At 51.0% G+C, this 24,430-nt stretch carries 21 protein-coding genes and 2 pseudogenes; 11 read left to right on the top strand and 12 right to left on the bottom strand.

Annotated elements, in window-relative coordinates; translation table 11 throughout:
• Window positions 1-11: 11 nt before the first annotated feature.
• The 4 genes and pseudogenes from IEV46_RS06775 to IEV46_RS06760 all read right to left on the bottom strand — a co-directional run bounded on the left by IEV46_RS06775 (window position 12) and on the right by IEV46_RS06760 (window position 3,163).
• Window positions 12-674 carry an AIM24 family protein gene (locus IEV46_RS06775; RefSeq protein WP_188431282.1) on the bottom strand — a complete coding sequence of 221 codons (663 nt, stop codon included), beginning with the start codon at window positions 672-674 and terminating at the stop codon, window positions 12-14.
• Between the two features lie 171 nt (window positions 675-845).
• Window positions 846-1,970, bottom strand: a complete 1,125-nt coding sequence (locus IEV46_RS06770; RefSeq protein ID WP_188431280.1) for an RNA-guided endonuclease InsQ/TnpB family protein — start codon at window positions 1,968-1,970, stop codon at window positions 846-848.
• Window positions 1,930-2,573: pseudogene (locus IEV46_RS06765) on the bottom strand (IS607 family transposase). Before IEV46_RS06765 ends, IEV46_RS06770 begins: the two are co-directional and overlap by 41 nt.
• 149 nt (window positions 2,574-2,722) lie before the next feature.
• Window positions 2,723-3,163, bottom strand: a complete 441-nt coding sequence (locus IEV46_RS06760; RefSeq protein WP_188431278.1) for a BrxA/BrxB family bacilliredoxin — start codon at window positions 3,161-3,163, stop codon at window positions 2,723-2,725.
• 225 nt (window positions 3,164-3,388) lie between these two features.
• Between IEV46_RS06760 and IEV46_RS06755 the strand changes: the two genes are divergently transcribed.
• Both IEV46_RS06755 and IEV46_RS06750 read left to right on the top strand, forming a co-directional pair.
• The gene (locus IEV46_RS06755) at window positions 3,389-3,688 is read left to right on the top strand and encodes a cytochrome C oxidase subunit IV family protein (protein ID WP_188431276.1); all 300 of its coding nucleotides are present in this window, start codon (window positions 3,389-3,391) and stop codon (window positions 3,686-3,688) included.
• A 217-nt stretch (window positions 3,689-3,905) separates the two neighbouring features.
• On the top strand, window positions 3,906-5,240 hold the full coding sequence (locus IEV46_RS06750) for a helix-turn-helix domain-containing protein (protein WP_188431274.1): 1,335 nt from the start codon (window positions 3,906-3,908) through the stop codon (window positions 5,238-5,240).
• A gap of 141 nt (window positions 5,241-5,381) precedes the next feature.
• Here IEV46_RS06750 and IEV46_RS06745 read toward each other — a convergent pair whose 3' ends face one another.
• Window positions 5,382-6,302 carry a LysR family transcriptional regulator gene (locus tag IEV46_RS06745; RefSeq protein WP_188431272.1) on the bottom strand — a complete coding sequence of 307 codons (921 nt, stop codon included), beginning with the start codon at window positions 6,300-6,302 and terminating at the stop codon, window positions 5,382-5,384.
• 197 nt (window positions 6,303-6,499) lie between these two features.
• On the opposite strand from IEV46_RS06745, the gene IEV46_RS06740 reads away from it, so the two are divergent.
• The 3 genes from IEV46_RS06740 to IEV46_RS06730 all read left to right on the top strand — a co-directional run bounded on the left by IEV46_RS06740 (window position 6,500) and on the right by IEV46_RS06730 (window position 9,386).
• A complete protein-coding gene (locus IEV46_RS06740) occupies window positions 6,500-7,045 on the top strand; it encodes a flavodoxin family protein (RefSeq protein ID WP_188431270.1) in 546 nt (181 codons plus the stop codon).
• Between the two features lie 143 nt (window positions 7,046-7,188).
• Window positions 7,189-8,505 (top strand): ATP-binding protein, encoded by a 1,317-nt coding sequence (locus IEV46_RS06735; RefSeq protein ID WP_308420289.1) that lies wholly within the window; start codon window positions 7,189-7,191, stop codon window positions 8,503-8,505.
• Window positions 8,506-8,516: 11 nt separating this feature from the next.
• A complete protein-coding gene (locus IEV46_RS06730) occupies window positions 8,517-9,386 on the top strand; it encodes a tetratricopeptide repeat protein (protein WP_188431266.1) in 870 nt (289 codons plus the stop codon).
• 176 nt (window positions 9,387-9,562) lie between these two features.
• Here IEV46_RS06730 and IEV46_RS06725 read toward each other — a convergent pair.
• Window positions 9,563-10,660: pseudogene (locus IEV46_RS06725) on the bottom strand (NAD(P)-dependent alcohol dehydrogenase).
• A 192-nt stretch (window positions 10,661-10,852) separates the two neighbouring features.
• A complete protein-coding gene (locus tag IEV46_RS06720; protein WP_188431264.1) occupies window positions 10,853-12,319 on the bottom strand; it encodes an aldehyde dehydrogenase family protein in 1,467 nt (488 codons plus the stop codon).
• Window positions 12,320-12,510: 191 nt separating this feature from the next.
• On the opposite strand from IEV46_RS06720, the gene IEV46_RS06715 reads away from it, so the two are divergent.
• Complete coding sequence (locus IEV46_RS06715) at window positions 12,511-12,729, top strand: hypothetical protein (protein ID WP_229735956.1); 219 nt, start codon at window positions 12,511-12,513, stop codon at window positions 12,727-12,729.
• A gap of 87 nt (window positions 12,730-12,816) precedes the next feature.
• On the opposite strand, the gene IEV46_RS06710 is transcribed toward IEV46_RS06715, so the two are convergent.
• Window positions 12,817-13,158, bottom strand: a complete 342-nt coding sequence (locus tag IEV46_RS06710) for a type II toxin-antitoxin system HicB family antitoxin (protein ID WP_188431260.1) — start codon at window positions 13,156-13,158, stop codon at window positions 12,817-12,819.
• A 239-nt stretch (window positions 13,159-13,397) separates the two neighbouring features.
• On the opposite strand from IEV46_RS06710, the gene IEV46_RS06705 reads away from it, so the two are divergent.
• The 5 genes from IEV46_RS06705 to IEV46_RS06685 all read left to right on the top strand — a co-directional run bounded on the left by IEV46_RS06705 (window position 13,398) and on the right by IEV46_RS06685 (window position 16,764).
• Window positions 13,398-14,348 carry a DUF4244 domain-containing protein gene (locus tag IEV46_RS06705; RefSeq protein WP_188431258.1) on the top strand — a complete coding sequence of 317 codons (951 nt, stop codon included), beginning with the start codon at window positions 13,398-13,400 and terminating at the stop codon, window positions 14,346-14,348.
• A 4-nt stretch (window positions 14,349-14,352) separates the two neighbouring features.
• A complete protein-coding gene (locus tag IEV46_RS06700) occupies window positions 14,353-15,180 on the top strand; it encodes a hypothetical protein (RefSeq protein WP_188431255.1) in 828 nt (275 codons plus the stop codon).
• Window positions 15,177-15,680 carry a hypothetical protein gene (locus tag IEV46_RS06695; RefSeq protein ID WP_188431253.1) on the top strand — a complete coding sequence of 168 codons (504 nt, stop codon included), beginning with the start codon at window positions 15,177-15,179 and terminating at the stop codon, window positions 15,678-15,680. Before IEV46_RS06700 ends, IEV46_RS06695 begins: the two co-directional genes overlap by 4 nt.
• Window positions 15,681-15,925: 245 nt before the next feature.
• The gene (locus IEV46_RS06690; RefSeq protein ID WP_188431251.1) at window positions 15,926-16,375 is read left to right on the top strand and encodes a hypothetical protein; all 450 of its coding nucleotides are present in this window, start codon (window positions 15,926-15,928) and stop codon (window positions 16,373-16,375) included.
• Window positions 16,376-16,557: 182 nt separating this feature from the next.
• Window positions 16,558-16,764 (top strand): bacteriocin immunity protein, encoded by a 207-nt coding sequence (locus IEV46_RS06685; protein ID WP_188431249.1) that lies wholly within the window; start codon window positions 16,558-16,560, stop codon window positions 16,762-16,764.
• A gap of 7 nt (window positions 16,765-16,771) precedes the next feature.
• On the opposite strand, the gene IEV46_RS06680 is transcribed toward IEV46_RS06685, so the two are convergent.
• From IEV46_RS06680 to hsdR, 4 genes are all read right to left on the bottom strand, one after another.
• On the bottom strand, window positions 16,772-17,239 hold the full coding sequence (locus IEV46_RS06680; protein WP_188431247.1) for a hypothetical protein: 468 nt from the start codon (window positions 17,237-17,239) through the stop codon (window positions 16,772-16,774).
• Between the two features lie 370 nt (window positions 17,240-17,609).
• Window positions 17,610-19,154: a restriction endonuclease subunit S gene (locus IEV46_RS06675; protein WP_229735955.1), complete on the bottom strand. Its 1,545-nt coding sequence runs from the start codon at window positions 19,152-19,154 to the stop codon at window positions 17,610-17,612.
• Window positions 19,151-20,575: a class I SAM-dependent DNA methyltransferase gene (locus IEV46_RS06670; RefSeq protein WP_188431245.1), complete on the bottom strand. Its 1,425-nt coding sequence runs from the start codon at window positions 20,573-20,575 to the stop codon at window positions 19,151-19,153. The genes IEV46_RS06675 and IEV46_RS06670 overlap by 4 nt, the downstream gene beginning before the upstream one ends.
• A complete protein-coding gene (hsdR, locus tag IEV46_RS06665; protein ID WP_188431243.1) occupies window positions 20,576-23,839 on the bottom strand; it encodes a type I restriction-modification system endonuclease in 3,264 nt (1,087 codons plus the stop codon).
• Window positions 23,840-24,430 lie beyond the last annotated feature (591 nt).

The following is a 24,430-nucleotide window of genomic DNA, read 5'->3' as shown; positions in this document are numbered from 1 at the left end:
AGCCACTCCCTTCATTCTTTCTTCCCGAAAGATGCCAGTTCCGCTGGTTGAATGAGCACCTTGCCTGTACCGGTAAAGTCCAGTTGGAATGTCTCGCCGGAGGAGCGGCCCAGTAAGGTTTTCAGATTGATGTCCGTTTTCAACTGAGGGGATACACCGGATGTCCAGCCGATCACAGCATTGGGGTCCACCACCACCGGGGCCTCCAGGGCGATCGGTTTTCCGTGGGAACTGATGGCCACAAAGCCGTTCCCCGTCAGCCTGCAGGTAAAGAGTCCCCCGGAAGCGATTCCCGCCCCCCGGATCATGGAGATATCCCAATCGATAGTCTTCTCAAAAGCCAGCAAATGACGTCCCTCCACAAACAGGATCTCCCCTTCCAGCTTCAATATGGTGACTTCCGCCCCATCATCGGCCAGAAAAAGGTCTCCCCGCCCTGTCGCCTCCATCAGTGGAAAGCCCTCACCGGTCAATTTCTGCTTAAACCACTTGCCCATCCCGCCGGCGGTGCTTCGAAATTTGATCTCTCCCTGATAAGCCACCATGCTTCCCGCTCGGCAATACACCCTGTCCGTAACATGTATTTTCAATGCCCGGCTGTTCTGTTTGACAAAAGCTTGCGCAGCCTCCACTTCCTCAGCTTGATCCAGAAGCTGTTGCAAGGTTTCCGCCATCAGATCTCTTCCGTTACGAAAAACTTACAAAACTCTACAAAGAGTCTATGTTTTCTTCCTGATTCATCGTGTCCCGCTTCGGCACGTACTCCCTACAACGGTTTGTATAACACTCCACAGGCGTAAATTCCCGTGTAACTCACGGTACATATTAGCGTTGTCTTGAAATGACTAAGACGCTAATTTAGCTAAGTTAATAGAAGCATTTAAGTCACGATCTAGATTGAGTCCGCAATCACACTTTATCCAACGGTCGGATAACCTCAGACCTTTATGGATTTGACCACAACTGGAACATGTTTTGCTTGAAGGATACCAACGATCAGCCATAACTAGCTCAATGTTGTACCACTTACATTTATACTCCAGTTGTCGTCTGATTTCATAGAAGTTACACTGCTGGATGTGTTTAGCCAGGTGTTGATTCTTCATCATCCCTTTTACATTCAAGTCTTCAATGACAATATGAGAAGGCTTGGTTTTCACGATCTCTGTTGTCATTTTATGAATGTAATCTTTTCGGATGTTGTTGATGTGACTTCTCAACTTAGCTATACTCTTTTCGAGTTTTATAAGGTTGCGTGTTTTCCGGTAACCGTTTCCCTCCTTATTCATTTGATATTTACGAGAAGCCCTTCTTTGTAACCTTTTGAAACGCTTCTCAAGTCGTTTCACTTTGCCTGACTTATTGATGTTTTTATATGCTTTCCCTGTGCTGAGTGTGGCGAGTGTTTTTATCCCCAAGTCGATTCCAATGGGCTGATTAGTAGGTTTGGAGTGATCCACATACTCGGGAACTTCTACTGTAATGGAGACAAACCAGTGAATCCCTTCCCGTCCAATACGGTAAGACAGAGGTTTGAAATTCTCTGGTAGGGTATCTGTTTCAGCCAGTCGAATCCAACCGATCTTTTCAAGTCGGATTCGGGTTGGTTCCAGTTTTACTTTGTACGGATCGTTGTAGAAGCTCCACTTGGATCGTCTTCGACTCTTAAATCTTGGGAATTTAGCTAATCCCTTAAAAAACCGTTTAAATGCTTCATCACAATCCTTAATTGCCTGCTTGGTTATGTTATTGCTAAAATTGTACAACCACTTGTATTCATCCGTCTTTTTCAGTTTCGTAAGATGTTTTCGTAAATCCCCTTGGCTATAACTCTTCTTTGTTTCCTCATAGTGGGATTTTTTCTGGTTCAATGCCCAGTTGTATGCCCATCTTGCTACATGTGCGGATTGTTCCAACTGTGTACGTTGTTTATTGTTCGGATTTAATCGGATTTTGCAGGCTTTTATCATCGTTAGCCAACTCCTTGACCAACTTTTTCGCTTTATTAGCACGTTTGCCCTGTAGCTTACAACTGAACACTGTCACAATCTGAACCAGGTCTTCTACAAGTTCTTGTTCTTCTGTTTTCTCTGTATGATCGATGATCTCGATCTGACAATCATACAAAGATGCTATATATTCGATTAGCTCAAACCCAAAGCGTACCAGTTGATCCTTGTAAAGAACTACAACCCCATCCACTTCCCCTTGTGTTATGCGTTTGATGACCTGTTGGAGTCCCTTTTTTGTGTAGTTGATTCCACTCCCTACGTCAGAGATGATCTCAAAGGGTTTCCCTTGAGCGATAAGATATCTTTGCATGTTTTCGATTTGTCGTTCCAAGTCGTCTTTTTGTTTGTTACTGGATACACGACAATATCCAATTGTTATCTTCTCTATTTGTTTTTTGGATTCAATCCCAAGTAATCCCTCAACTGCTTTTCACTGTAGTATCGATACCCACTATCCGTGATCACCGCCGGTATAAGTGTCCCTTTTTTGTGCCAATTACGCAGTGTCTGTTGCGTAACACCGATTTTCTTTGCAAACTGCCCAATAGAATAAATTTTCAAAATCCCCTTACTATTCAGGTGAGCTAAAGTTTATAATTAGCAAAGAGGTTTTTATAAACTTTTATATGTGTAACTTAACTGTTATCCACCTCCCTCTTAAAAAAGCGCCGCCTTTCGTGCAAAGGCGGCGCCATAGCTTTTTCCGACAATCAGCAGTATTTGTCATAAGCGCTGGACAGATTGGCCGAGATTTCTTCCAGTGACCGGTCCTCAATCTCGTGACGTTGCACCATGTGAACGATCTTGCCGTCTTTCATCAGAGCGAAGGACGGGGAAGAAGGCGGATATCCCTCAAAGTATTCCCGGGCCTTCGCCGTTGCCTCCCGATCCTGACCGGCAAAAACCGTGAACAGATGATCCGGCTTCCTCTCGTTATTCAGGGAATGGGCCACTGCCGGACGTGCCAGACCGGCGGCACATCCACAGACAGAATTGACCACCACCAAGGCGGTCCCCTTTGCCCCTTTTTTCTCCAGCGCTTCCACCACTTCTTCAGGTGTCCGCAACTCTTCAAAACCGATCCGGGTCAACTCGTCCCGCATCGGCTGAACCATCGATTGCATCTGTTGAATATAGAAATCTTGCGCCATTTCAGGATCCCTCCTTCACTGATTATTGTATCCCAACCATTCCCTTCAGTCTACAAAGAGGTGGTGACTTCCCCCCATCTCCGGTAAGATGGGAGCAGAAACCAGTGCGGCCCGACATGGGAGTGGGACGAATCGACGATTTCCCTGCCACCGGAATAGACAAGTCCGTTTCGGAGCATCCTCCACTAATGAGGAAGAACCTGAAGAACAAAGGCGGAATGAAGGATGACTCAGACCGATCACAAGAATAACACCCGTCGCCGGGAAACCCCCTCGGGACATCTCCGTTCCTTCGGATGGATGTTACTTGTTACAGCGATTGCTTTTGCGTCAGTGGGATCCCGGTATTTTCCGACATCGATCACCTTGACGGTGATCCTGGTCATGGCCGGAATCCAACTTATCTTGCAACTGACCAGTTTCATGCATCTGGATCGGCGCAGTCAGATTCCGATCCTGTTTATGACGGCCGGACTCGGTTTCAGCGCGATCATCGTCGTCGGTATTTATTTTATGCGAGGATAACCCTCCACAGTCGCCTGTTTTAAACAGAACAGGCGCACTCGGCAATGATTATTCCGAAAATAACGACTTGGTGCACCCATCCTGCTGGTTCCACCTTTAAAAATGGTTGATTTTTCATGGAAAGAAATTTTTATATATGTCTGTTTTTTATTTTATAATAGGATCAATTGGTCTATTTCACTCAACTTATGTGGAATAAATTAAATGAGGTGATCCCGTGAGCCTTCTGGAAATCCATGAAATTGGCGAAGTGATTCGCAAAGTGAGAAAGGAACGCGGTCTTCGCTTGGAAGACCTGGCAGACGAAAACATTTCCCCCGCCACAATCAGCAACATTGAACGCGGGGTTCCCCACGTTAACCTGGAAAAAACCAAGTATCTTCTGAAAAAACTGGAACTGGACCTTGAAACTCTCCCCAGTCTGATGGTCAGTGAACAACAGGAGCTGGAAGAGACCAAGTTCGAACTTTTTAAAGTGGAACTCTTGTTGGATATTGAAGATCTGAACCAAGCTCAAGAAAACCTGGAAAAACTGAATCTGGATGATGGACACCCCCTTGCCGCCACTGCTCATTTTCTGAAAGGAAAACTGAACCGTTTAAAAAAGAATTGGAAACGGGCCGAACGTTCTTTTTTCAACGCCATCCGCCTGGTCCATCAGGGCAATCCGGACCGGGAGAGCAACATTGAGGCTGCTGCCTACAATGAACTGGGTCTCAACAGTTTCGGTCAGAATGATATGAAACAGGCACTCAAGTATACGGAAAACGGCTTAGCAGCTTTCCAGTCCGGAGGAGAGCGACCTCAATACGAATCCATTCTCAAACGGAACCGGGCCATTTACCTGGAACGGTTGGGCCGGTTGGGGGAAGCGATGCAAATCGTGCAGGAAGCCTGGCCTCAGATTCCTGAAATGGTTCAAATCGAAACCGTCCTCAGTTTCTACTGGTTGCGGTCTGACCTCCTCCGACGGTCCCAAATGTTTGATGAAGCCGTCGCCTATGCCAAAGAAGGGTTGGAGTTGGCGCGCATCAACCGTCATCATGATTCCATGTTTGATCTGTGGACCGTGCTGGGCAGTGTCTATATGAATAAAAAGCAATGGGATCAAGCGGAATCCAGCTTCGAAATGGCTTTGAAATTGGCTGACAAGATCCAACACGAAGATAAACTGGCCACCGTCCACGCCCGTTTGGGTGTCCTGTATATGAACCGATCCGAAGGGGGAAACCCTTTGGAAACCATCCGGAAAGCCATCGAAATCGGAGAACGGACGAACAGTGCCACACGCCTGTGCTACGCCCTGCAGGTCATGGGGGATTATTACCGGAAACAGGATAAACCGGAGGAAGCCATCCACTACTACAACAACATGCTGAAACTGGCTCAGAAGCATGACTACAAAAAAAAGGAATACCTCGCCCTGTTCCGTCTGTCTCAATGTTATGAGACTGTGGACGAGCAGGAATTCCACCAATGCTTGCGCAATCTGTACCGAGTACAGCAGGAATTACAAGAGGAAGAAGCCTGCTTTCAGGAAGAGATGGACTAAAAAAGGCGATGGGATTTCATGAATTCCTTTCACCCGGGTGAACACCCGGTTTTTTTGTATCGGTTGAGGGATGAATCGCCGAGTTCACCGCGCCCCAGCCCCTGTACCGTTGCCCGATTCACCACTGGATCGGGGATAGGGTCACTGTTTCCTTGTCATCTCCTCCCTTCTCTCCACAGCTTTAATCCTTCGCCTCGCCAATGTGACAAATTCCGCCATCGCCGGTGATCTCCATTTGTCCTTGTGCCAGGCGAGCTGGGTGGAAACGCGATCTTCATGGTGGAGCCAGGGCAACTGGATCAATCGTCCCTCTTCCAGTTCCCTGTCCACGGTCATGCGGGGGAGGTAGGCAATGCCCAAGCCATTGATGGTGCATTGTTTGATCGCCTCAATATTCCAAAAATCGATCCGTTGCCCAACACTCTTTCCGGCCTTTTTCAGCCGGTTTTCCAATAAGGTGCGATAACTGCAACCCAACTCCGTCTGCAACAGGGTCTCCCCGATCAGGTCGCGGGGAAGAATCTGCTTTTTCCCCGCGAGGGCATGGCCCGGCGGGGCCACCAGTACCAGTTCTTCCTGGATCAGGGTTTCCGTATACAAGTCGGGTTCCCTGCGTTCCTCATCCAAGAGAAAGGCGAGGTCCATCTCCCCTTCCTTTAACTTGGTTCGCATATTGCGACACTGTCCGGGAAACAGTTCCAGTCGGACTCGGGGATACCGCTTTCGGAACTCATGGAGAATGGACGGCAATCTGTAGACGAGCAAGGATTCCGCCGACCCGATCCGCAACGGGCCCGCCGGTGCCTCCGGATTGCCGATGGTTTCCGCCGCTTCCCGGGACAAGCGGACCATCTCTTTCGCATAAGGCAAAAGACGCTTGCCGGCATTGGTCAATACCGTCCGTTTCCCCAAGCGGTCAAAAAGTGGACTACCCAGTTCCTCCTCCAGCTTATGGATATGGGCGGTAACCGTTGACTGGGCATATCCCAACTCCTCCCCGGCCCGACTGAAGCCACCCTTTTCCGCCACGGTTCGAAACGTTTTCAGATGACGCAGTTCCATGACACCCTCCTCCTTTTTCCTGTCATTATAAATCCCGATCGTTTAAATCGGAATCATCCATTTAACAGATAAAACAGGGGGAACTATAATGAGAGGCGATCGGTTCCTCCTTGAAAGGTGGGACCGGTCCCGGAATCCAGGGATCATCCTGATGCCTCCGTGTTCATTTCTATCACGAAAGGAGACTTTCAATCCCCGTGAAGATCTTCACTCTGCTGGGAAGTTCCCGTAAAAACGGCAATACAGAACAGTTGGCAAACCGGGTGACCACCGGATTGTCTGTCACCACCCTCCGCCTGAAAGAGACCCGAATCCTGCCGATCGATGATCTCCGTCACGAACCCGGCGGATTTCAAGCCGTGGACGACGACTATGACAAATGTGTGAAACAGATGGCCGAGCATGATGTATTTCTTTTCGCCACCCCCCTCTACTGGTACGGGATGACCGGACGGATGAAAAATTTTGTCGACCGCTGGTCCCAATCCCTCCGGGATACGGATTGGTCCTTTCGCGAAGCAGTGCAGGGAAAACAGGCGATTGTCGTCCTCACCGGCGGTGACTCTCCCAAAATGAAGGGCTTACCACTCATTCAGCAGTTCCACTGGATCTTTGATTTTGCAGGCATGACCTTCCTCGATTATGTCATCGGAACGGGAAATAAGCCGGGGGAAGTACTTCAAGACGAAGCCGCCCTTGCCAAGGCGCAATCCCTCAATCAGCTGCTCCGCACACTGAAATGAATCTTCATCACATCCCTCCCCCGCTGATTCCCGCGGGGGATTCCTCTTGGTACCGCTTGTTTATCCGGATGTCAAATGATATAACAGTTGTGAAATCTTTTTATTTCCCCGCATTGGGGGATCATCACTCACAGGAGGGACTTATGCAGGATCTTCAAAAAAACATCACCGCCGTCCTCGAAGCTCTGAAATACAGCCCGGAAAACCTTCCCTTGAAAAAGCATGCGGCTCAATTGTTGATACAAGCAGGAAGACACGAGGAAGGAATTCTTCATCTGGAAGAGATCCTGGAGAAGGAGTCAGACCCGGACACCGTCTGCCTGTTGGCCCAGGCTTGGTATGACCAGGGACAGTTCCGGAAAGCACAGGCTTGTTTGCAACGGATCACAGGTGAAACCACAGCACAGATGCTGATGCTCGCAGCCAAAATCGCACTTGCCCTGGAAGACCCCCAGGAGGCCGCTGACCGCTATGAGGAAGCCCTGGAACGGGATCCCTCTCTGGAAGATCGGGAGTTTCGGGAAGAATTGCAGCAGCAGGGCGTCAAAGCGAAGGCCCGGATGAAAGTGCTGGAGTTCCAAAAAGACCCCTCTGACCATGACTTGGAACGTCCCACCCTCACCTTTCAGGATGTGGGCGGGCTGGAACAGCTGAAAGAAAATATCCGCATGAACATTATCTATCCCTTTCAAAACCCTGATCTGTTTCGTTCCTATGGTAAGAAAACCGGCGGTGGCATCTTGTTGTACGGCCCTCCCGGCTGTGGCAAAACCTTTATTGCCCGGGCAACCGCCGGGGAGTGCAACGCCCATTTCGTCAGCTTGGACATCCACCAGATCCTGGATTTTTATATCGGACAAAGTGAGAAAAATCTGCACGAACTTTTTGAGACTGCCCGCCGCCATGCCCCCACCATCATCTTTATCGATGAACTGGACGCGATCGGAGGCTCCCGGCAAAAGGGACAGTCGCCCCACACCCGGGCTTTGACCAACCAACTGCTGAATGAGATGGATGGAATCCACTCCGATAACCGAGACATTCTCGTCCTGGGAGCCACCAACACCCCCTGGTTTGTCGATTCCGCCCTGCGGCGGCCGGGACGGTTTGACCGGGTGTTGTTTGTCGCACCTCCTGATCTGGAGGCCCGGGTGGAGATTTTGCATATCCATTTGAAAGAGAAGCCTGTGGAGGAGATCGACTATGTGAAGGTGGCGAAAAAAACAGATCGCTTCTCCGGAGCGGACCTGCGTGCTGTGGTGGATACCGCCGCCGACATGGCGATCCGGGAAGCGATGAAAACCGGCCAAAAGCGTCCTATCACCACTTCGATGCTCATCCAGGCTGTCAAAGAGGTAAAACCCTCCACCCTGGAATGGTTGTCCACCGCCAAAAATTATGCCACCTACAGCAATGAGGCCGGAACCTATGATGAGATTCTGAAGTACCTGAATAAGTAGGAGGAGACATCATGTCTGCCACCGGAATCGATGTCTCGCTGGAATTTGACCGGGCAGAACAGGCGATCCAGATCGGACGCTACGATCTCGCCTTACAGCGGATAGCCAAAGTTCTGACCGCTGAGCCGGATCATGCCGGTGCCCACTATTTGATGGCCCGGGCGGAATATCTGAAGGGACAGCCTCAGCGGGCGCTGGAATCCATTGTCAAGGCGGTCCGTCTTCAACCGGACCACGCTTTGTATCTGGCCTTTCACGGAGTTCTTTTGGAAATCAACAAGAAAAAGACCGAGGCGGACAAAGCTTTTCAACAGGCTCTCCGGATGGATCCCGATCACGATCTCATCCATTATTGGTACGCGAATTTTCTTTTCCAAGACCGCCGGGAATTGAAGCGGGCACTGAACCACATCCAAAGGGCTCTGGAGCTGGATCCCGGGGACGCGGATTATCACACCCTCCACGGGCGGATCCTGGTGGAAAAAAAGAAACCCGAGGCAGCCCGGAAAGCTTTCCAAACGGCTCTCCGGATGGATCCCGAGGGGCTGAACATCCATTATAATTACGGGTTGTTCCTGCTGAATCAAAACCATCCCAAAGAAGCTTTCGAATATCTGCGGGAAGCTATCCGGATCGATCCGGAAGATCCGGACATCCGGAAAGCCTTCCTCGTTTCCCTGAAAGCGAAGCATCCGGTCTACGATCTGTTTTGGTCCTGGGCCCTGTTCATGTCGCGAATCGGACGATGGCGTTGGGTTTTGATCATCGGGCTGTTTATCTTCTTTCGCCCCCTTTTCCTTCTTCTCCTTCTCTTTACCATCCTGTTTTGGATTGTAGATCCCTTGTTCAACTTCCTGATCCGGCGGGGGTGGATTCAATGAGGCGGGGGAAATCTTAGCAACTGCCCGAAATATTCAATGAATCGCTTCAATACCCCTGACCGGCTGATCTTCTCCCCATTCGCCGGGATACCCGCATGGATCCTCCGGGCGCTGGAAGAACAGGGGATTTAAATGGGATTGAACCCCCCTCACGTTGGTTTACGTGAGGGGGGTGATCAATGGGGCATCCGAATCACCGGCTTGATCGTAACTCCGGTCTCGGAATCCTTGATCGCTTGATTGATATCATCCAACTCGTAAAAGCGGATCAGCCGGTCAAATGGAAACAAGCCTTTTTTATAGAGAGCGATCAATTGCGGGATAAACACTTGTGGAATGCTGTCCCCTTCGATCACCCCGCGGATGGTCTTCTCTTGAATCAGGACGTCATTCATATCCAGTTCCACCGTGGCACCGAAGGGAGGGGCTCCAACTACTGCGGTCATCCCCATAAATGTCAGGGATTCGACGGCTTGCCTCAGAACAGCGGGCACCCCGGTGGTCTCTACGGAGTATTTCACTCCTGTATCCAGCAACTTCCGGATCGCTTCCACCGCATCTTCATCTTTCCCATTGATCGTATGGGTTGCACCCAGTTCCTTGGCAAGTTGGAGACGTTGATCATGAACATCAATGGCGATAATCGGCGTGCATCCCACCGCCCGGGCCGCCATCAGCGCACTCAAGCCGACCGCACCACAACCGAAACAGGCGATACTGGATCCCGCCCGGGGGTTCAAGGTATTCAGTACAGCACCGGCCCCGGTTTGAATCCCGCAACCCAAGGGGCCGAGAATGTTCAGATCCACCTCCCTGTCCACTTTCACCACATTCTGCTCACTGGTCAGTTAAGTTGCAAAGGAAGATTGGCCAAAGAAAGTGGTGAGATACTCTCCGTCCCGATGGATGCGACGGGGAGGGTTCGGACTGTCCACGATGAAATTCAGTTCTGTAAAATTCTCACAAACGTATGGGTGACCTGTGAGACAATTCTTGCATCGTCCACAATAGGCAAAAGATAGGACCACATGATCCCCTTCCGATACACTCTTCACGCCATCGCCCACTTTTTCCACCACTCCCGCCCCTTCATGCCCGAGCACTGCCGGGAGGGGAACGGGATATTCCTGATCCCGGGCCACCATATCCGTATGACAGGTTCCCGAGGCCACAACCTTGACCATCACCTCCCCTTCTTTGGGATCTTCCAATTGGACTTGCTCCACATAAAAAGGTGATCCTTTTTCTGTCGTGATCGCTGCTTTGATTTCCATATCGGCTCCTCCTGTACCTGTACATTTTAGGACAATCGGATTAGGTGAGACCTGCGTGACCATCTCCGATCTCTTATAAAAAGCGCCTAGCGAGACCAAGGAGCGAAGCGGCCCAGGCGAGACTTGTGCTCCCCTGAATTCTCTGCCGGTCACACAGGCCCGCCTCCCAATATTGGTTTAATCAGACACACCCTAATTCGGATCAAAAGGGTAGTCCCGTTCCTTTTCCTGTACTGAAATCCATTTCACCGTCGTAAACTCATCCAATGCCCATTCTCCGCCGAACCGGCCCAATCCCGAGTCTTTCTCCCCGCCAAAGGCGATCACCGGTTCATCATTGACCGGCTGGTCGTTGACGTGGATCATGCCCGTTTCGATCCGGTGAGCAACTCTCACCCCCCGTTCGATGGTGCCGGCATGTACCGACCCGCTCAATCCGAAAGAAGTGTCATTGGCCACCTGGATCGCCTCTTCTTCCCCGTCCACAGGAATCACTGCGGCCACCGGCCCGAAGATTTCATTTTTAGCAATCGGCATCTCATTGGTGACATCCGCCAGAATCACGGGATCCATAAGGGTTCCCCTGGCACTGCCTTCCAGAACCGCTTGGGCCCCTTGGCGTTTACTCTCTTCCACCATCTCCTGGATTCTCTTCACTTCCGAAGGTTTGATCAATGGACCGATATCGGTCTCTTTCTTCAGGGGGTCGCCCACTTTTAACGATGACACCCTCTCCTTCAGCTTTTCGAGAAAGGGCTCGTACACTCGTCGGTCGACAATCATTCGGTTGATCGACATACAGATTTGCCCCTGATGCATAAACTTGCCGAAGGCGGCTGCCCGGGCCGCCCGGTCGAGATCGGCATCATCCAGCACGATGAACACATTGTTTCCACCCAGTTCCAAGGCCACCCGCTTTAACCTCTCCCCCGCCTTGGCTCCGATCATTCGACCCACTCGGGTTGATCCGGTGAAAGAGATGATTCCCGGGATCGGATGGACGACCATGGGATCGCCAACCTCTTCGTTTGCACCGATGATGACGCTGAACAATCCCGCAGGCAGACCGGCTTCCTCGAAAATCTTCCCAATCAAAATCCCCCCGGTGATCGGCGTCGAAACCGGCGGCTTCACCACCACCCCATTGCTGGCACCCAATGCCGGGGCGATGGATCGCATCGACAGATAGAGGGGAAAATTCCAAGGGCTGATCACCCCGACGACCCCCACCGGTTTTCTGTAAATCCTGTTTTCCTTCCCGGGAACTATGGAAGGTACGATGCTGCCGTTCATCCGAAAGGGAAAAGTGGCGGCCTCTTTGATAATGCTGATGGAAAAATCGATTTCCACATGGGCTTTCAACCGGGAACTCCCCGATTCCACGGCCAGCCATTTCACCAACTCCTCCCTCCGCCGCTCCATGATCTCCGCCGCGTGTTCGAGAATCATCCTTTTCTCCTGGGGAAGTACCTGGGCCCACTTTTCCTGCACACTTTTGGCGGTCTGATAGGCCTCATCCACATCCCCTTGGTCTGCCATGACGATTTCCGCAATCGTCTCCTGGTTGTATGGATTGGTGACGTTGTAAGATTTCCCAGTGGAACCATCCCGCCACCTGGTACCGATGAGTGGCCTGTTTAAATCCGTGTATTCAGCCAACGTCACATCTCCTTTTGCTGAAAAATGGATTAAACTTACTCTCCCCCCTTCGTCGGTTCAGTATGCGCGCCTTTCGGGAACACGCCTTAAATGGATGCAGAGATTCCACTTTTTATCTGAACGGCGGGGGAATGAGGGGGAAAACAGCCGGAGATATTAAACACGAATCCAGTATGAGAGGTGAACACACAATGAAAATGGAATCCGTTCAAGAGCGGTTAAAACAATGGGGAGAACTGATCATTACGACTGCCTCCGGAGAACTGTATGAAATCCACCTGGGTGACACCTCCTTTGATTTCCAGCAAAGAGTCATCAAACTGAGCACACCCGACGCCGATTTTCTGATCGATGGGGATTCTGTGGAAAACATCAAGCAACACTATGGACACAAGGTGGAGGACCACTGAAAAAAGAGGTCGGGATGATCCTCCGGGAATCAGGGAAAAACCTCACGTAGCGGTCGCTTCACGTGAGGTTTAATGGTTCCGCCGGGATCAACCCCGGGGGTGATGCAGATGGATTTGTGATGGAGAACCTGAGGACGGACTTACCGACACGCTAATCAGGACGAAGACACCTTTCTCCTCTCCTCTTAAATATGGATCCGGATCCAGGTCATCGACGGGGGTGGGCTCCGGCGGCTCCGCTTCCAGACCACGGAGATGAAGGGCCAGTGCTTCCTTTGCCTCCACATAGGCCATCCCCTCATTCTCACCGTACGCAACACAGCCGGGTAAATCGGGAAAAATCACTTCAATTCCCGCTTGATTCCCCACACGAAACAGCGCCGGGTAAACGTAAATCTGTTTCTCCTGCAAGTGAATCCCTCGGTCCACATCATCACTCTCCATCACATGATTCATTTGGGGGGTTCAATAGCATATGTTGCACATGGGCTTTTGGGGAGTCACCGTTTCATTAGAAGTGCTATGAAGACTGCACTAATCCCATAAAACTTCCGCAATCCAGCTATAGCTGGATTTTTTCTTTTTACAACCAAAGTCCTATTGGTCAGGAAAGTAAAGATGAAATATAATCCAGTTGACGAACTCTTCCAAAAAAGGAGCGTGGTTGATTGGATTTTTTACGTTTGCTCCTTCGAAAGGTAAGAAGTAGAAGGGGTTCCCCCACCGTTGAATATGTGTTTGTGATGGTGGCCGCCGCGATGTTGGCGGGAATTGTGGTCGGAATTGTGAAAAGTGAGCCCGTGCAGGCATCCCTACGACAAGTCATTCTTTGCTCTGTTCCCTTCCTTTACGATGAAAACGGAGAACCTTCCTGTAAGGCCGGGAAGTACATGGCCAAAGAAGACCCGGAGCCGGAACCTCCAGCGAAAGAACCAAATCCTCTTCAATTGGTCACAAAGCCTGACCTTGAAAACCAACCCCGGCCAGTAAAGAGTGATCCACCTTGGTATGAATGTGCACTAAGCTGGGACTGCATCAAGAAAAAAGGGGGAGAGCTTCTTTCTGGCCCCAGTGAAGAAAAGAAAAAGCAGTTGCGTGAAGAGCGTATAAAAAGGCTTCTTCAGGAAGCACGTAAACACTGTGGAAACGATCAGGAATGCATTTCCAACTATGTCGGGAAGCGGATTGCGTATGATCAGATGGGAAAACATCCCCAACTAAAAGGTTTGATTGGCTTTTCCAAGCTGATTGGTGCTATCACCGGGGGCGATCCGTTTTTTGAGTTAGTCAGTTTTGGATTGGATCATCCCGAATTTACCATCGGTTTAACCGCAACCATCATTGCTCTCTTTGCCTCCCCTCCCCTTGGGGGAACGATGCTGGTCAGTGGAGCCATTTCCGGCGGGGTTTCGTGGCTTCAGGGAAACGATTTAAGCACCATCCTGCGGGATGCGGGGATCGGTGGATTTGCGGGAGTCTTCGGTTATGGTGTGTTCGCCGGGGTCACCCGATATGCGGGCCAAATTGGCGCAATCCACGCTCAGTCCATTCATACAGAAGTGGTTGCCCAAGATCATCGGCGGCGGCAGTGGAGGAGTGGCGGATCAATCGGCTTTTGACTGGTTGAGAGACCGCAAATTCGATTGGAAAAGTGCCACCATTGCCGGCATGATCGGCATATTGATCCCCTATGCCGGAGCAGTCCTCGACGGCTCCCCCGCCCTGGGCAAACAACTGCAACAAATGATCCCCAGTGTCTCCGGCGACGGCACACTGGCCATGCCGTGGGTGAAGAAAAACGGGCAGGAAGCGGCAGAGGGGTATAACAAGGCCACGGGTAACGGTGGTGGGGGTGGCAAGCAAACCGCAGATGATGTCGGTGACATCGTAAGCAAGTCCAAAAGTGTAGATGAGATCGTGAACGATCTCATCGGGAAAGATATCTCCGAAACATCGTTATATAAGTCTCTTCGTGAAAGGTACGATGAAAAGACAGCAAGGAAAATTGCTCTTAATCTGGAACGGGGAAATGCCTTCAACGCCAAAATGAGGTCAAAGTATCCTCACAATGAGGTATACGTGAAGTATAAAGACAAGAAAGGGAGATGGCGGGAAGGAAAAGTCGATTCCTATGATCCAGATAAAGGAGAAATCATATCAAGGAAATATACTCCATTGGCTGATATTCAGTATCAAACAGCCAGGAACTACATGAATGAGTTTTTGATGAAGTATACTCCTGGGACTAGAATAAGAGATGTTCCGACACAGCGGCCAGGATCAGGGCATCAGAATGCAGATTTGGCTGGGGCCACCCTTGAGGGTAGAATGTTTTTGGAGGTACCAGTACAGAAAAAACCCGTACCGAAGGCAGTTTTGGAGTACGCGAAAAAGAATAGAATAACCATTCGAGATGAAAAAGGAAAGGTATTGGGAGGGTACATTCCATGAAACAAGAGTACTATGAGTATTGGGATCTTCCAAGTGGTACCCCTGATGGACCTCTAACTGAAAAGGAAGCAAAAAAACTGCACGACGAACAGGAAATGTACGTGGTTGTGTTTAAAGAGGGGGATACACCGAAGTTTGTTGTGAAGATGCAGTTCAGAACATGGTATTGTACTGTTTTCCATCTCAATGAGAACAGAAGGGAAAAAATCATTGAAGCCTACTCGGAAATGTACGATATGTACGACAAAACAGGGATTGGCATTCCAAAAGAGATTGAGAACCAGATCTTTCTCAGGAATCGTCAGGAAAAGTATTTTGACAAAGAAGGTTGGAATAACTGGCTTTATGAAGTCAGCGGGAAGTATAGAAGGTCTTATCACAGTTGGTCGGGAGGAGTGTTGGAAAGGGAAGAAGGCATCGAACACGTGGACACACTGATCAAGGACAAACCCGAATTCGGCGACTATTGGGCTCTGTTGCCTGAAGAGAGTTTATCATAAAGTGATTGTCACCCCTCCAAAGTGGAGGGGTGTTTACCGTTATTGAATTTATGCTTTATTCGCCTACTACATAGCAGAGGTGATCTGAAATGCTCCACTGGAAATTGAACATTGAAGGTGAATCAAAAGTAATTCTCGATCTGAATAAGTAAACACCCCCCTCTAAAACGGAGGGGTTTTTGGACTTTCATCAGAGATAAATACAAGGCAATGAAAGAAGCATCCAGGAAAGGAAGAGGTAAAAAATGAGTCAATGGGTTTTAACCCCCGAGCAGTTGTCGCCGATCAAAGATCCTGATTGGAAAGTGATTGAAGAATATTTGACACAGTTAGACGGGGAGAAACGATCAGTCGTCACTTTAAAAAGAAAGGCCAAGGGAGAATTGATTGTGGGCGGAGGTAATTTGATAGAAAATGAAGCTTTGTATCATGTAGGCTACTCTTATATTGTAGATGATGAGCTTGAGAGGGAAGAAGAGGAAGAGGGAATTGAGCCAGTTTATGATGGGGACAGGATCTTTCACCTAATAGACCCATCTAAATCTGACACCAAAGAATTCTTGATTAAGATATCTCAGCTGTCGAATTTGCCCGAAAATATGTGTGTTAATAAACAGATAATGCTTGATGCAGTAAAGTATTTCTACAAATACGAAAAGCTTCACCCCAGGTTAAATTGGATTGAAGCATCGTAATTCCTGATTGTTAACCTTTGTCAACTTCAACGCCCAGAATAGCTGGGCGTTTTGGTTTCCTTGACGTGCCAGCGTAAAGGATCAGGGCATCAGAATGCAGATTTGGCGGGAGATGAGCTAATAGGTGATATGATTTTGGAGGTGCCAGTGCAGAAAAAATGGGATGAAAAGGTGATGAAAAAATGACAAGAGAAGAGCTAGTACAGCTTGTAAAAAAAATTTTGAACCCAGCTTCGTATTCTGAAGAAGAGCTTGAAGAGATGGTTCATTTGCTTAATAAAAGTGTTCCAAATCCAGCCGGGTCTGATTTGATTTTTTGGGATAACCGCAACCTAACAGCCGAAGAAATAGTAGATGAAGCACTTAACTATAAAAAGCCGAACAAATAGTCTCATTTTAAAGCCTTGGAGTAAGTCCAAGGCTAAAATGTTTGAATGGAGATCTGTTGTCGTGCCTAAGATAACCATTTGCTTGGATAAAAGGCTTTTTGATCTTTTGATTTAAGAATCCAAAAAAAGTCAAATCTGATTCAAGTATTGGGCGACATCCTCCGGGACTTTGCAGTCCAATTCGATGAAGGAGACTTTCAATGTGATATAGGGAAGCCCCCCCGTAGGTGATGAGCCGTGCCACTACGTGCAGCGGGGCATCTTTCTCTTTCTTTTCCCCCGCTTTGACCGTCTCCTCTTGATAGAAAATATATTCATAGCTTGGTTTCGCGCCTTTGGGTAATCGGGACTCGGTTTCCCATTCTTCAATTCGTTGTTTGGCGACGAATCTCTCCAATTCCTTTTTCTCCGTAAGGGTGCGCCGAACCTGGTCCGAAGCGACGGATTTCATTTCGATCCGTTGCGCTTGATCCATCTCTCCCAAGGCCTCCTGGGGTGAATCTTGTCCTGGTGAACCACTGTTGTCACCACAACCCCTCAACATCCCCATCACTGCCACCATCGACAGAGCCACACCCATCCATTTCCGAAATGCCCCATCCTTCTCTATTGAAATCACCATCTCAATTTTAAACCAAATCGGGGAAAACCCCCAATCAAAGGAAAAAGTCCGGTACCCGCGGCACCGGGAACCGGACTTCTTAGTTCGGAATCGTCTTAGCTTTGTGAGCTACTGCACGGACCCGGTGGCCGCCGGGTTCGTGCTGGATTATTGTATTCTATCCCATGGGATGAGGAATGTAAACCCGACGGATCGTTGGGCCTACCACTCCATTTGCGGGCGATCAGGTCAGATACAATTCCCCCTGCTCCGCCACCCGGAGCTCTTCCGTCGCCGGGGATTCGTAGGCGAGGCCGTTTTGCTCCGCCAGGGTGCGCTTCAACAGCTCCAGGGCACTCTCCTCTGTGGGGTCGTGGGTCCCCAGTTCGCCCCGGAAGGCTTGGGTGAGGATGGATTGGGTGAGGGAGTTGAGATGACCCTCAATCTCAAGAGTGGTATAAGTTTCATATTCATGCATCAACAAATCATCCACTACTTTTACAACTTCTTCTTGTTCATCAAATGGTGGTAGAGGAAATGGATAGCTCTCCAAAAAATGTTTCGGAACTCTCTGCTGACCAACAGCCCCAGTCATAACAGCTTTAGCTTGTTTTCGGAAAAAATCTGATCGGACCAAATGGTAAACTAACTTTGGATGAATATTCAAATGACTGCACCGAATTATATGAAACTCCGTTGTACCAAATCCGAATTTGTTGGTAAGTCCTTTCGCCACTGCTACCTTCCCATTTTCCATACAGGGTGTAATTTTGGCAAATAACACATCATTTTCTTCGAAATAAGTATATCCCTTCTTTACCTCACCGAAAGGCCTTTCCTCAAGAACAGAAATAGATCCTGTAAAATCATCCACTACAGCCATGGGAACAAAACTACAGATATTATCATCAGTATATTCCAGATTTCTTGGCTTTCCTGGATTAATGACAGTCACTTCTCCCAACCTCACCCATTTCCACCCCTGTGGCAGTTCGTAGGGTGGATCGATAGGTGGGAGGTTGGTTGCCTTTTTGCGACGTCCCCCCTTCCGGGTCTCCAAGCTTGCCTTCTCTTCCCGGATCCGTTCCAGGAGGCGGTCGGCGGGTTCCACGTCAGGGTGCTGTTCCCGCCAGGTGCGGGTCAATTCGCCGCGGAAGGCTTGGTCGAGGATGGCGGCGCGACGCTGTTCAAAGCTGTCCCGGGCCTCCTGGATCAACTCCTTGGCCTCATCGATTTTCCCCAACAAGGACTCCACCCGGTCGACGATTCGTTTTTGTTCGGATAGAGGGGGGAGGGGGAAGGGGAGAGATTCCATCACCTTAGGCGATACCCTTGGTAAATTAATACCTTTACTGTTACTCATCGCATATTCCATTACATATGGCAAACCAAAGTATTTATCCAAAAAAATACCTAATTCATCTATCTTTTGGCGAAAAACAAGAATATCCGTTGAAGCAACTCCATCAAATTGAATAGCCACATGCTTATTCAAATAAGGTCTGAGCTTTCCGTACAGAACATCACCATTTTTAAACGGAGTCTTTGAACTCTTTAACCCCTCTGCTTTTCCTATTCCTTCAAGCCCCCCATTCTTAGATAAATGCTCAAGCCCAATATATTTTTGATTTAAAGATGGCATCACATTTTCGTTAATTCGTTCAAAAACACTCCCCAACCTCACCCACACCCAATTCTCCGGCAGCTCATAAGGTTGCTCCGCTTCGGGCACCAGGGCCTCGGCCAGCAACTCCTCCAGCGTTTTTTTCTGTTTTCTTTTCCGGCTCATTTTCGTCCCTCCCCGGCGGCTTTCAGTTCGGAGACGACGTCCTGTAGGAGGGCGGCGGCGCGTTCCAGTTTGCCGATGGCCTCCTCGGCGGAGTCGATGGGGTCGGGGAGATCCTCGTAGACGGAGAGGGAGGCGTCGGCGATGAGGCCGAGGTCGAGGGTGTCCCCCTTGGCGCGGATCTCTTCCCGGGTGAAGCGGGACCAGCGCTCGTCCTGCACCCGGCTCCGGTCGGAAGCGGTGTAAGCCTGGATGAAACCGTCAAAGTGAGCTTCGGTGAGGGGGTTGCGCTTGCCGAAGCTGGGCATGTTGGTCCTGAGGTCGTAAAACCAGACTTCTTCGGTGTTGCCGGTATCGGTAGTGCCCCGCTCAAAGAAGAGGACGTTGGTCTTCACCCCCTGGGCATAGAAGATCCCCGTGGGCAAGCGAAGGATGGTGTGCAGGTTGCACTTGTCCATCAGGTCGGCGCGGATGCTTTTGCCGTCCCCATCCTGGAAGAGAACGTTGTCCGGCAGGACGACGGCGGCCCGGGCTTTTCCGTTTGCTTTCAGGGCCCGGTAGATGTGCTGGAGGAAGTTAAGCTGTTTGTTGGTGGAGGGATAGGTGAAATCATCCCGAGTGGGCCGCTCCCCGCCCCGCTTGGTGCCGAAGGGGGGATTGGTCAGGATGACGTCCATCTCCCCCATCTCTTTCCCCAGACTGGAGAGGGTGTCCCCCAGATGGATCTTCCCTTCGATGCCGTGAAGGCGGGCGTTCATCAGGGCGAGGCGGTGGGTCTCCTGAACTAGCTCGCAACCGGTGAAGGCCTCGTGTTTCTGAAAGGTTCGCTCCTCCGGTTCCAGATCGTAGTATTCGTCATACTTCTCCTTCAGGTAATGATCCGCCGCAATCATAAATCCGAAGGTGCCGGCGGCGGGGTCATTGCACTTTTCGCCCGGTCGGGGATCGATCAGCTTTACCATCACATTGATGAGGGGGCGGGGGGTGAAGTATTGTCCCGCCCCGGATTTTTTCTCGCTGGCGTTCTTCTCCAACAGACCTTCATACAGGTTGCCCAGACCTTCCTCCCGGGCGCTGTACCAGTCCAGTCCGTCGATGGAGCGGATGATCTTCTCCAGATTTTTGGGCTCGTCGATGTTGGTAGAGGCGTTGCGGTAGATCTGCTGTACCAGGGGATCGCTCCCCTGGGTGCCCAGATCGGTGAGCAGGCGACGGTAATGTTGGTAAAGCTCCTCCCCATGGAGGGAGGTGAGGCGGTCCCAGCGGTATTCTTCGGGGATGGAGTCCTCCTCCTCCCGCTCCTTCATCATTTTGAGAAAGAGGATATAGGTGAGTTCCGTCACATACTGATGGTAGGTGATGCCGTCGTCCCGCAGGACATTGCACAAGTTCCACAGCTTTTGCACGATTTCCTGGGTGTTCATCTAGGATGTCCTTCCTTTCTCTGAGGCAAAGAGATGTTGGTTGATCCGGTTGAGAATGGACTGGGCTTGCCCATGAAAAATCTTATTGATGCGACGGTAACCGCCTTGGTCCTTAAAAGGCTCTTCATTGAAAACCCGCTCCGCATCGGCACCCAGCACGCTCTCCTGCTTGAGGACCTTTTCGATCCGGTCCAGCCAGCGTTTCTGGGGGACGGTCCACTGTTGGGAACGGCGAAGCTTGTCCATCGCTCCCCGGACCCGTTCCTCATGGGAGACGAGGGGTTCCTTCAGCAGGCGTTGCCGGATGAAACTGATGATATCGGCGGCGATCTCCTCGTTGGTCATTTCATTCCAGGCGGTGCGCAGAGTGGTCTCCCGATAGCCCGCCTTGGCCAACTCCCGCTTCAGCTCCTTCAGGCTTTCCCGGGTCAGATCCGACGGGCGCTGGCAGACCAGGCGCAGGGCGGGAAGTTTATTTTCATTCTCTTTCAGGAAACGACCGAAGGCTTCCAGGTAATCTTCCGGACGCTCGGCATCCCCGTACCCCCTCCGGTGGCTGAGCAACTCATCGGGATGGTTGGAGATATACTTGCGTCGGGGTTGCGGCCTCCGCTGATCGAGGAAAGTGAGCAACGGGGCTTCCTGTTCCAGCTTTTCCGCCACTTCTTCCGGGGGAGTGTTCCGGATCCAATCCACCATTTCCTCCACGGTGCGCCCACAGTGATTCTGGAACTCCTTTCGTTCCTGCTCTTGGAAGAAGCGCTGTTTTCGGTTCAATTTCCCCAACAGGGTATTACGATACCGGTTTTGCACCGACTTGTCATCCACCTCCCGCATCTCTGCCACCAGCTGGGTGAAGGAGACCTGAGGATTGACAGTGGCCGGTTTCATACGGGTGAAGGGCTCCAAAGCCTCATAGAGGCGAACCGGGTCGAAGATCTCAAAAAACTCCTTTCCCACCCGCTCACAGGGCCGGGTGGCCCGTCCCAGCATCTGTTCATACAAGACCCTGGATTTGATCCGGCGCAGGAAGACCAAGGAGCTGATCTCGGGGACATCGATCCCCGTCGTCAGCAGATCCACCGTCACCGCCACCTTGGGGTAGGCTTCATTCTTGAAGCGGCGGATCGCTTCCAGGGAGTCGTGGACAGAGCTGGTGATCTTCAGCACCGCCCGTTCCTCTTCCTCCTGCCACTCCCCCAGCTTTTCCCTCAGGATCTCCGTCACCATGTCGGCGTGTTTGTCATTGGCGGCGAAGATCAGGGCTTTCTTGCCGTTTTCCAGGTCCAGGTGTTGGGCCACTTCATCGAGGACCGTCTCATTGAAGGAACGGGTGATAACCGCTTGGTTGAATTGATCCACCTCGATGTTGACCTCGTCTTCCAATCGGTCGATCCTCTCCACGCTCTGCTTGTCCTCATCATACACCTCGACGGACTCCCCCACCTGCCAGCGGATGCCCTCCTTTGCCAGACGGGTGGTCAACTGATGCGGCGGGGTGTGGTCGATCAGATAACCGTCCACCACCGCTTCCCGGTAGGTATAGTTGTAGATGGGATCGCCGAAGATCTCCCTTGTGTGCAAGGCCGGGGTGGCGGTCAATCCAATCTTGATCGCATCGAAGTAATCCAGGACCCTCCGGTACTGGCTGATGTATTCCTTCTGATCCCGGAAGAGAAGCTCCACCTCTCCCATCTCTTTGTCCAGCTTGTAACCCCGGTGAGCCTCGTCCACGATGATGCAGTCGTAGAGGCCGACAGAGGGAACCCCGGCTTCCCCTCCGCTCTTGAACAGGCGGCTCACCATCCCTTGCACCGTCTGAATGTGGACTTTGGTTTCAGGCTGGGGAACCTTCTCCTGTAACCCCTGCAATTCAAAGATCTGGGCAAAGGTCCGGTAGTTTTCCAGCGGAGACTCTTTAAATGCGTTTTCCGCCTGCTCGCCGAGAGCGTTTCGATCGACGAGAAAGAGGATGCGACGGCAGGTTTTGCTCTTGATGAGCCGGTAGATCAGGCCGATGGCGGTGCGGGTCTTCCCGGTGCCGGTGGCCATGGCCAAAAGCATCTCCCGCCTCCCCTCCCGGATGCCCCGCTCCACCGCCTGAATCGCCTGTTCCTGATAGGGACGGAGCTTGAGGTAACCCAACTCCTCCTCCGCCAGACGCTCCAGGGCCTGCTCCTCATCCTGGGACAGCTTTTCCTCCAGGTCCTCCGGGGAAAACCAGGCGGGCAAGGCACGTCCCCGGTTTCGCCGACTGCGCAGATCCTGGTACCAGATCCCCGATTGCTCCTCCACCTGCTGAAAGTAGTCCCGTCCGTTGGTGGCGAAAACGAAGGGAACCCGGTAGTCCCCCCAGCGAGTGATCCCCTCTTCTTCCCCTTGGACTTCCACGTGGCGGGCATACTCTTTGGCCTGCTCCAGATCCGAGGGGATGTTTTTGCTGATCTTCTTGGCTTCCACCAAGCCCACCAGTCTCAATCCGATAAACAAGGCGTAATCGGCAGGGCCGCAAGCCGTCGGCCATTCGGCGATGGCCTGGTTCTTCCCTTTCTCCGGCCGGGCACCCTTGGCATAGCGAATGCGGCGAGAATCGACATCCCAACCTGCCAGGGCCAGCTGTTCGTCGATAATTCGGCGGGTCTCCTCCTCGGTCAAATCAAGCCGGTCGGCGGCACGGCGGGCCTGTGCCCGGCGGTTGAGCATCTCTTTGTGACTCAGGGTAGTCAAACGCATCCGTTCCAGTTCCGCCGCCAGTTTCTGTTCCAGTTCCCGCTCCCGCTGTTCTTGCTCTCTCCTGTATTTTTCTTCTATTTCCCGACGGATCTCCTCCGGTTCCAATCGGGGTTCAGGCTCCCGGTATGGTTCCGGCCGAAAATCCCAGTCGCCGTAGGTCTGCATAAACCAGACGCCCAGCTTGTAGGCGATCTTGAGGAGACTTTTTGCCTCCTGAATCGTTCCGGCTCCTTCGTGGACCGCATCGTTTCCTTTTTGACGAAGGGAGTGAAACATGCCGATCACTTCACCGGGAAGATCCGCTTCCCGTCTCAGTACCCGCAACCGTTCGTTCTGGTTGTGGGGCTCGACGGCGATGGGTTTTTCCTCCGCATAAATGATCCTCGCCATCTTCTCCCCAAAGAGACGCAGTTTAAAGAGTGTCGTATTGGGATCGGGGTGCAGATTTCGTTCTCCCGCCTCCCCCAACTCCGCCAACAGAGGCCATCGTTTGGTTAAAAAAGAAAAATTGCTCCAGTCCAAAGCCTCCACTCCCTCTTTGTAAGAAAAAAGTGATACTTTTAGTATAGCATGGCTTGGTAATATTTTCAGAGGTGTGGGCAACTCACGAAGCTTCTCCTTTGTTTGCACACTAAGTTAGAAGCCCTTTGATCTCTGGAAATGATGTGAATTCGTGCTCGGTCGGAATCGATTTCACATTCCGGAGCCAAAGTTTTAGCAATCCAACGACGCTCCATCGGAAAACCAACCCTCCCTGTAAACCGCTTTTTCACAACGCCCCAATCATATGGCTCAGCTCGTCACGATCCCGGTGGCCGCCGGGTTCGTGCTTGCCATGGTGGCATTCCCAACCCTTGATCCGGTCCCGTTCGCCCATTGGTTTCTATCAAAATCGGAAAGTAAACCCATCTGAAGTTAGTTACCTGCGAGGAACTTTGCGACCATACTGATAATTCTGTCGATTGGGGATGACGGTCAGGGTAAGACAAGATATAATTCCCATAAGGCACGAACCCAACGATGTTGGACCCCATCGACATCTTCACCCCACTTCTGAGGAGTGGATCACCAGACCTGCTGGCGCATCTTCTTTTCGTCCTCACGGAAGGAAGGGGCCAGCGC

It is taken from the genome of Kroppenstedtia guangzhouensis, from assembly GCF_014637345.1.
GTDB classification, from domain to species: Bacteria; Bacillota; Bacilli; order Thermoactinomycetales; family DSM-45169; genus Kroppenstedtia; species Kroppenstedtia guangzhouensis.
Note: the sequence above shows the minus strand (reverse complement) of the source record. Positions and strands in the feature narration are given on the sequence as shown.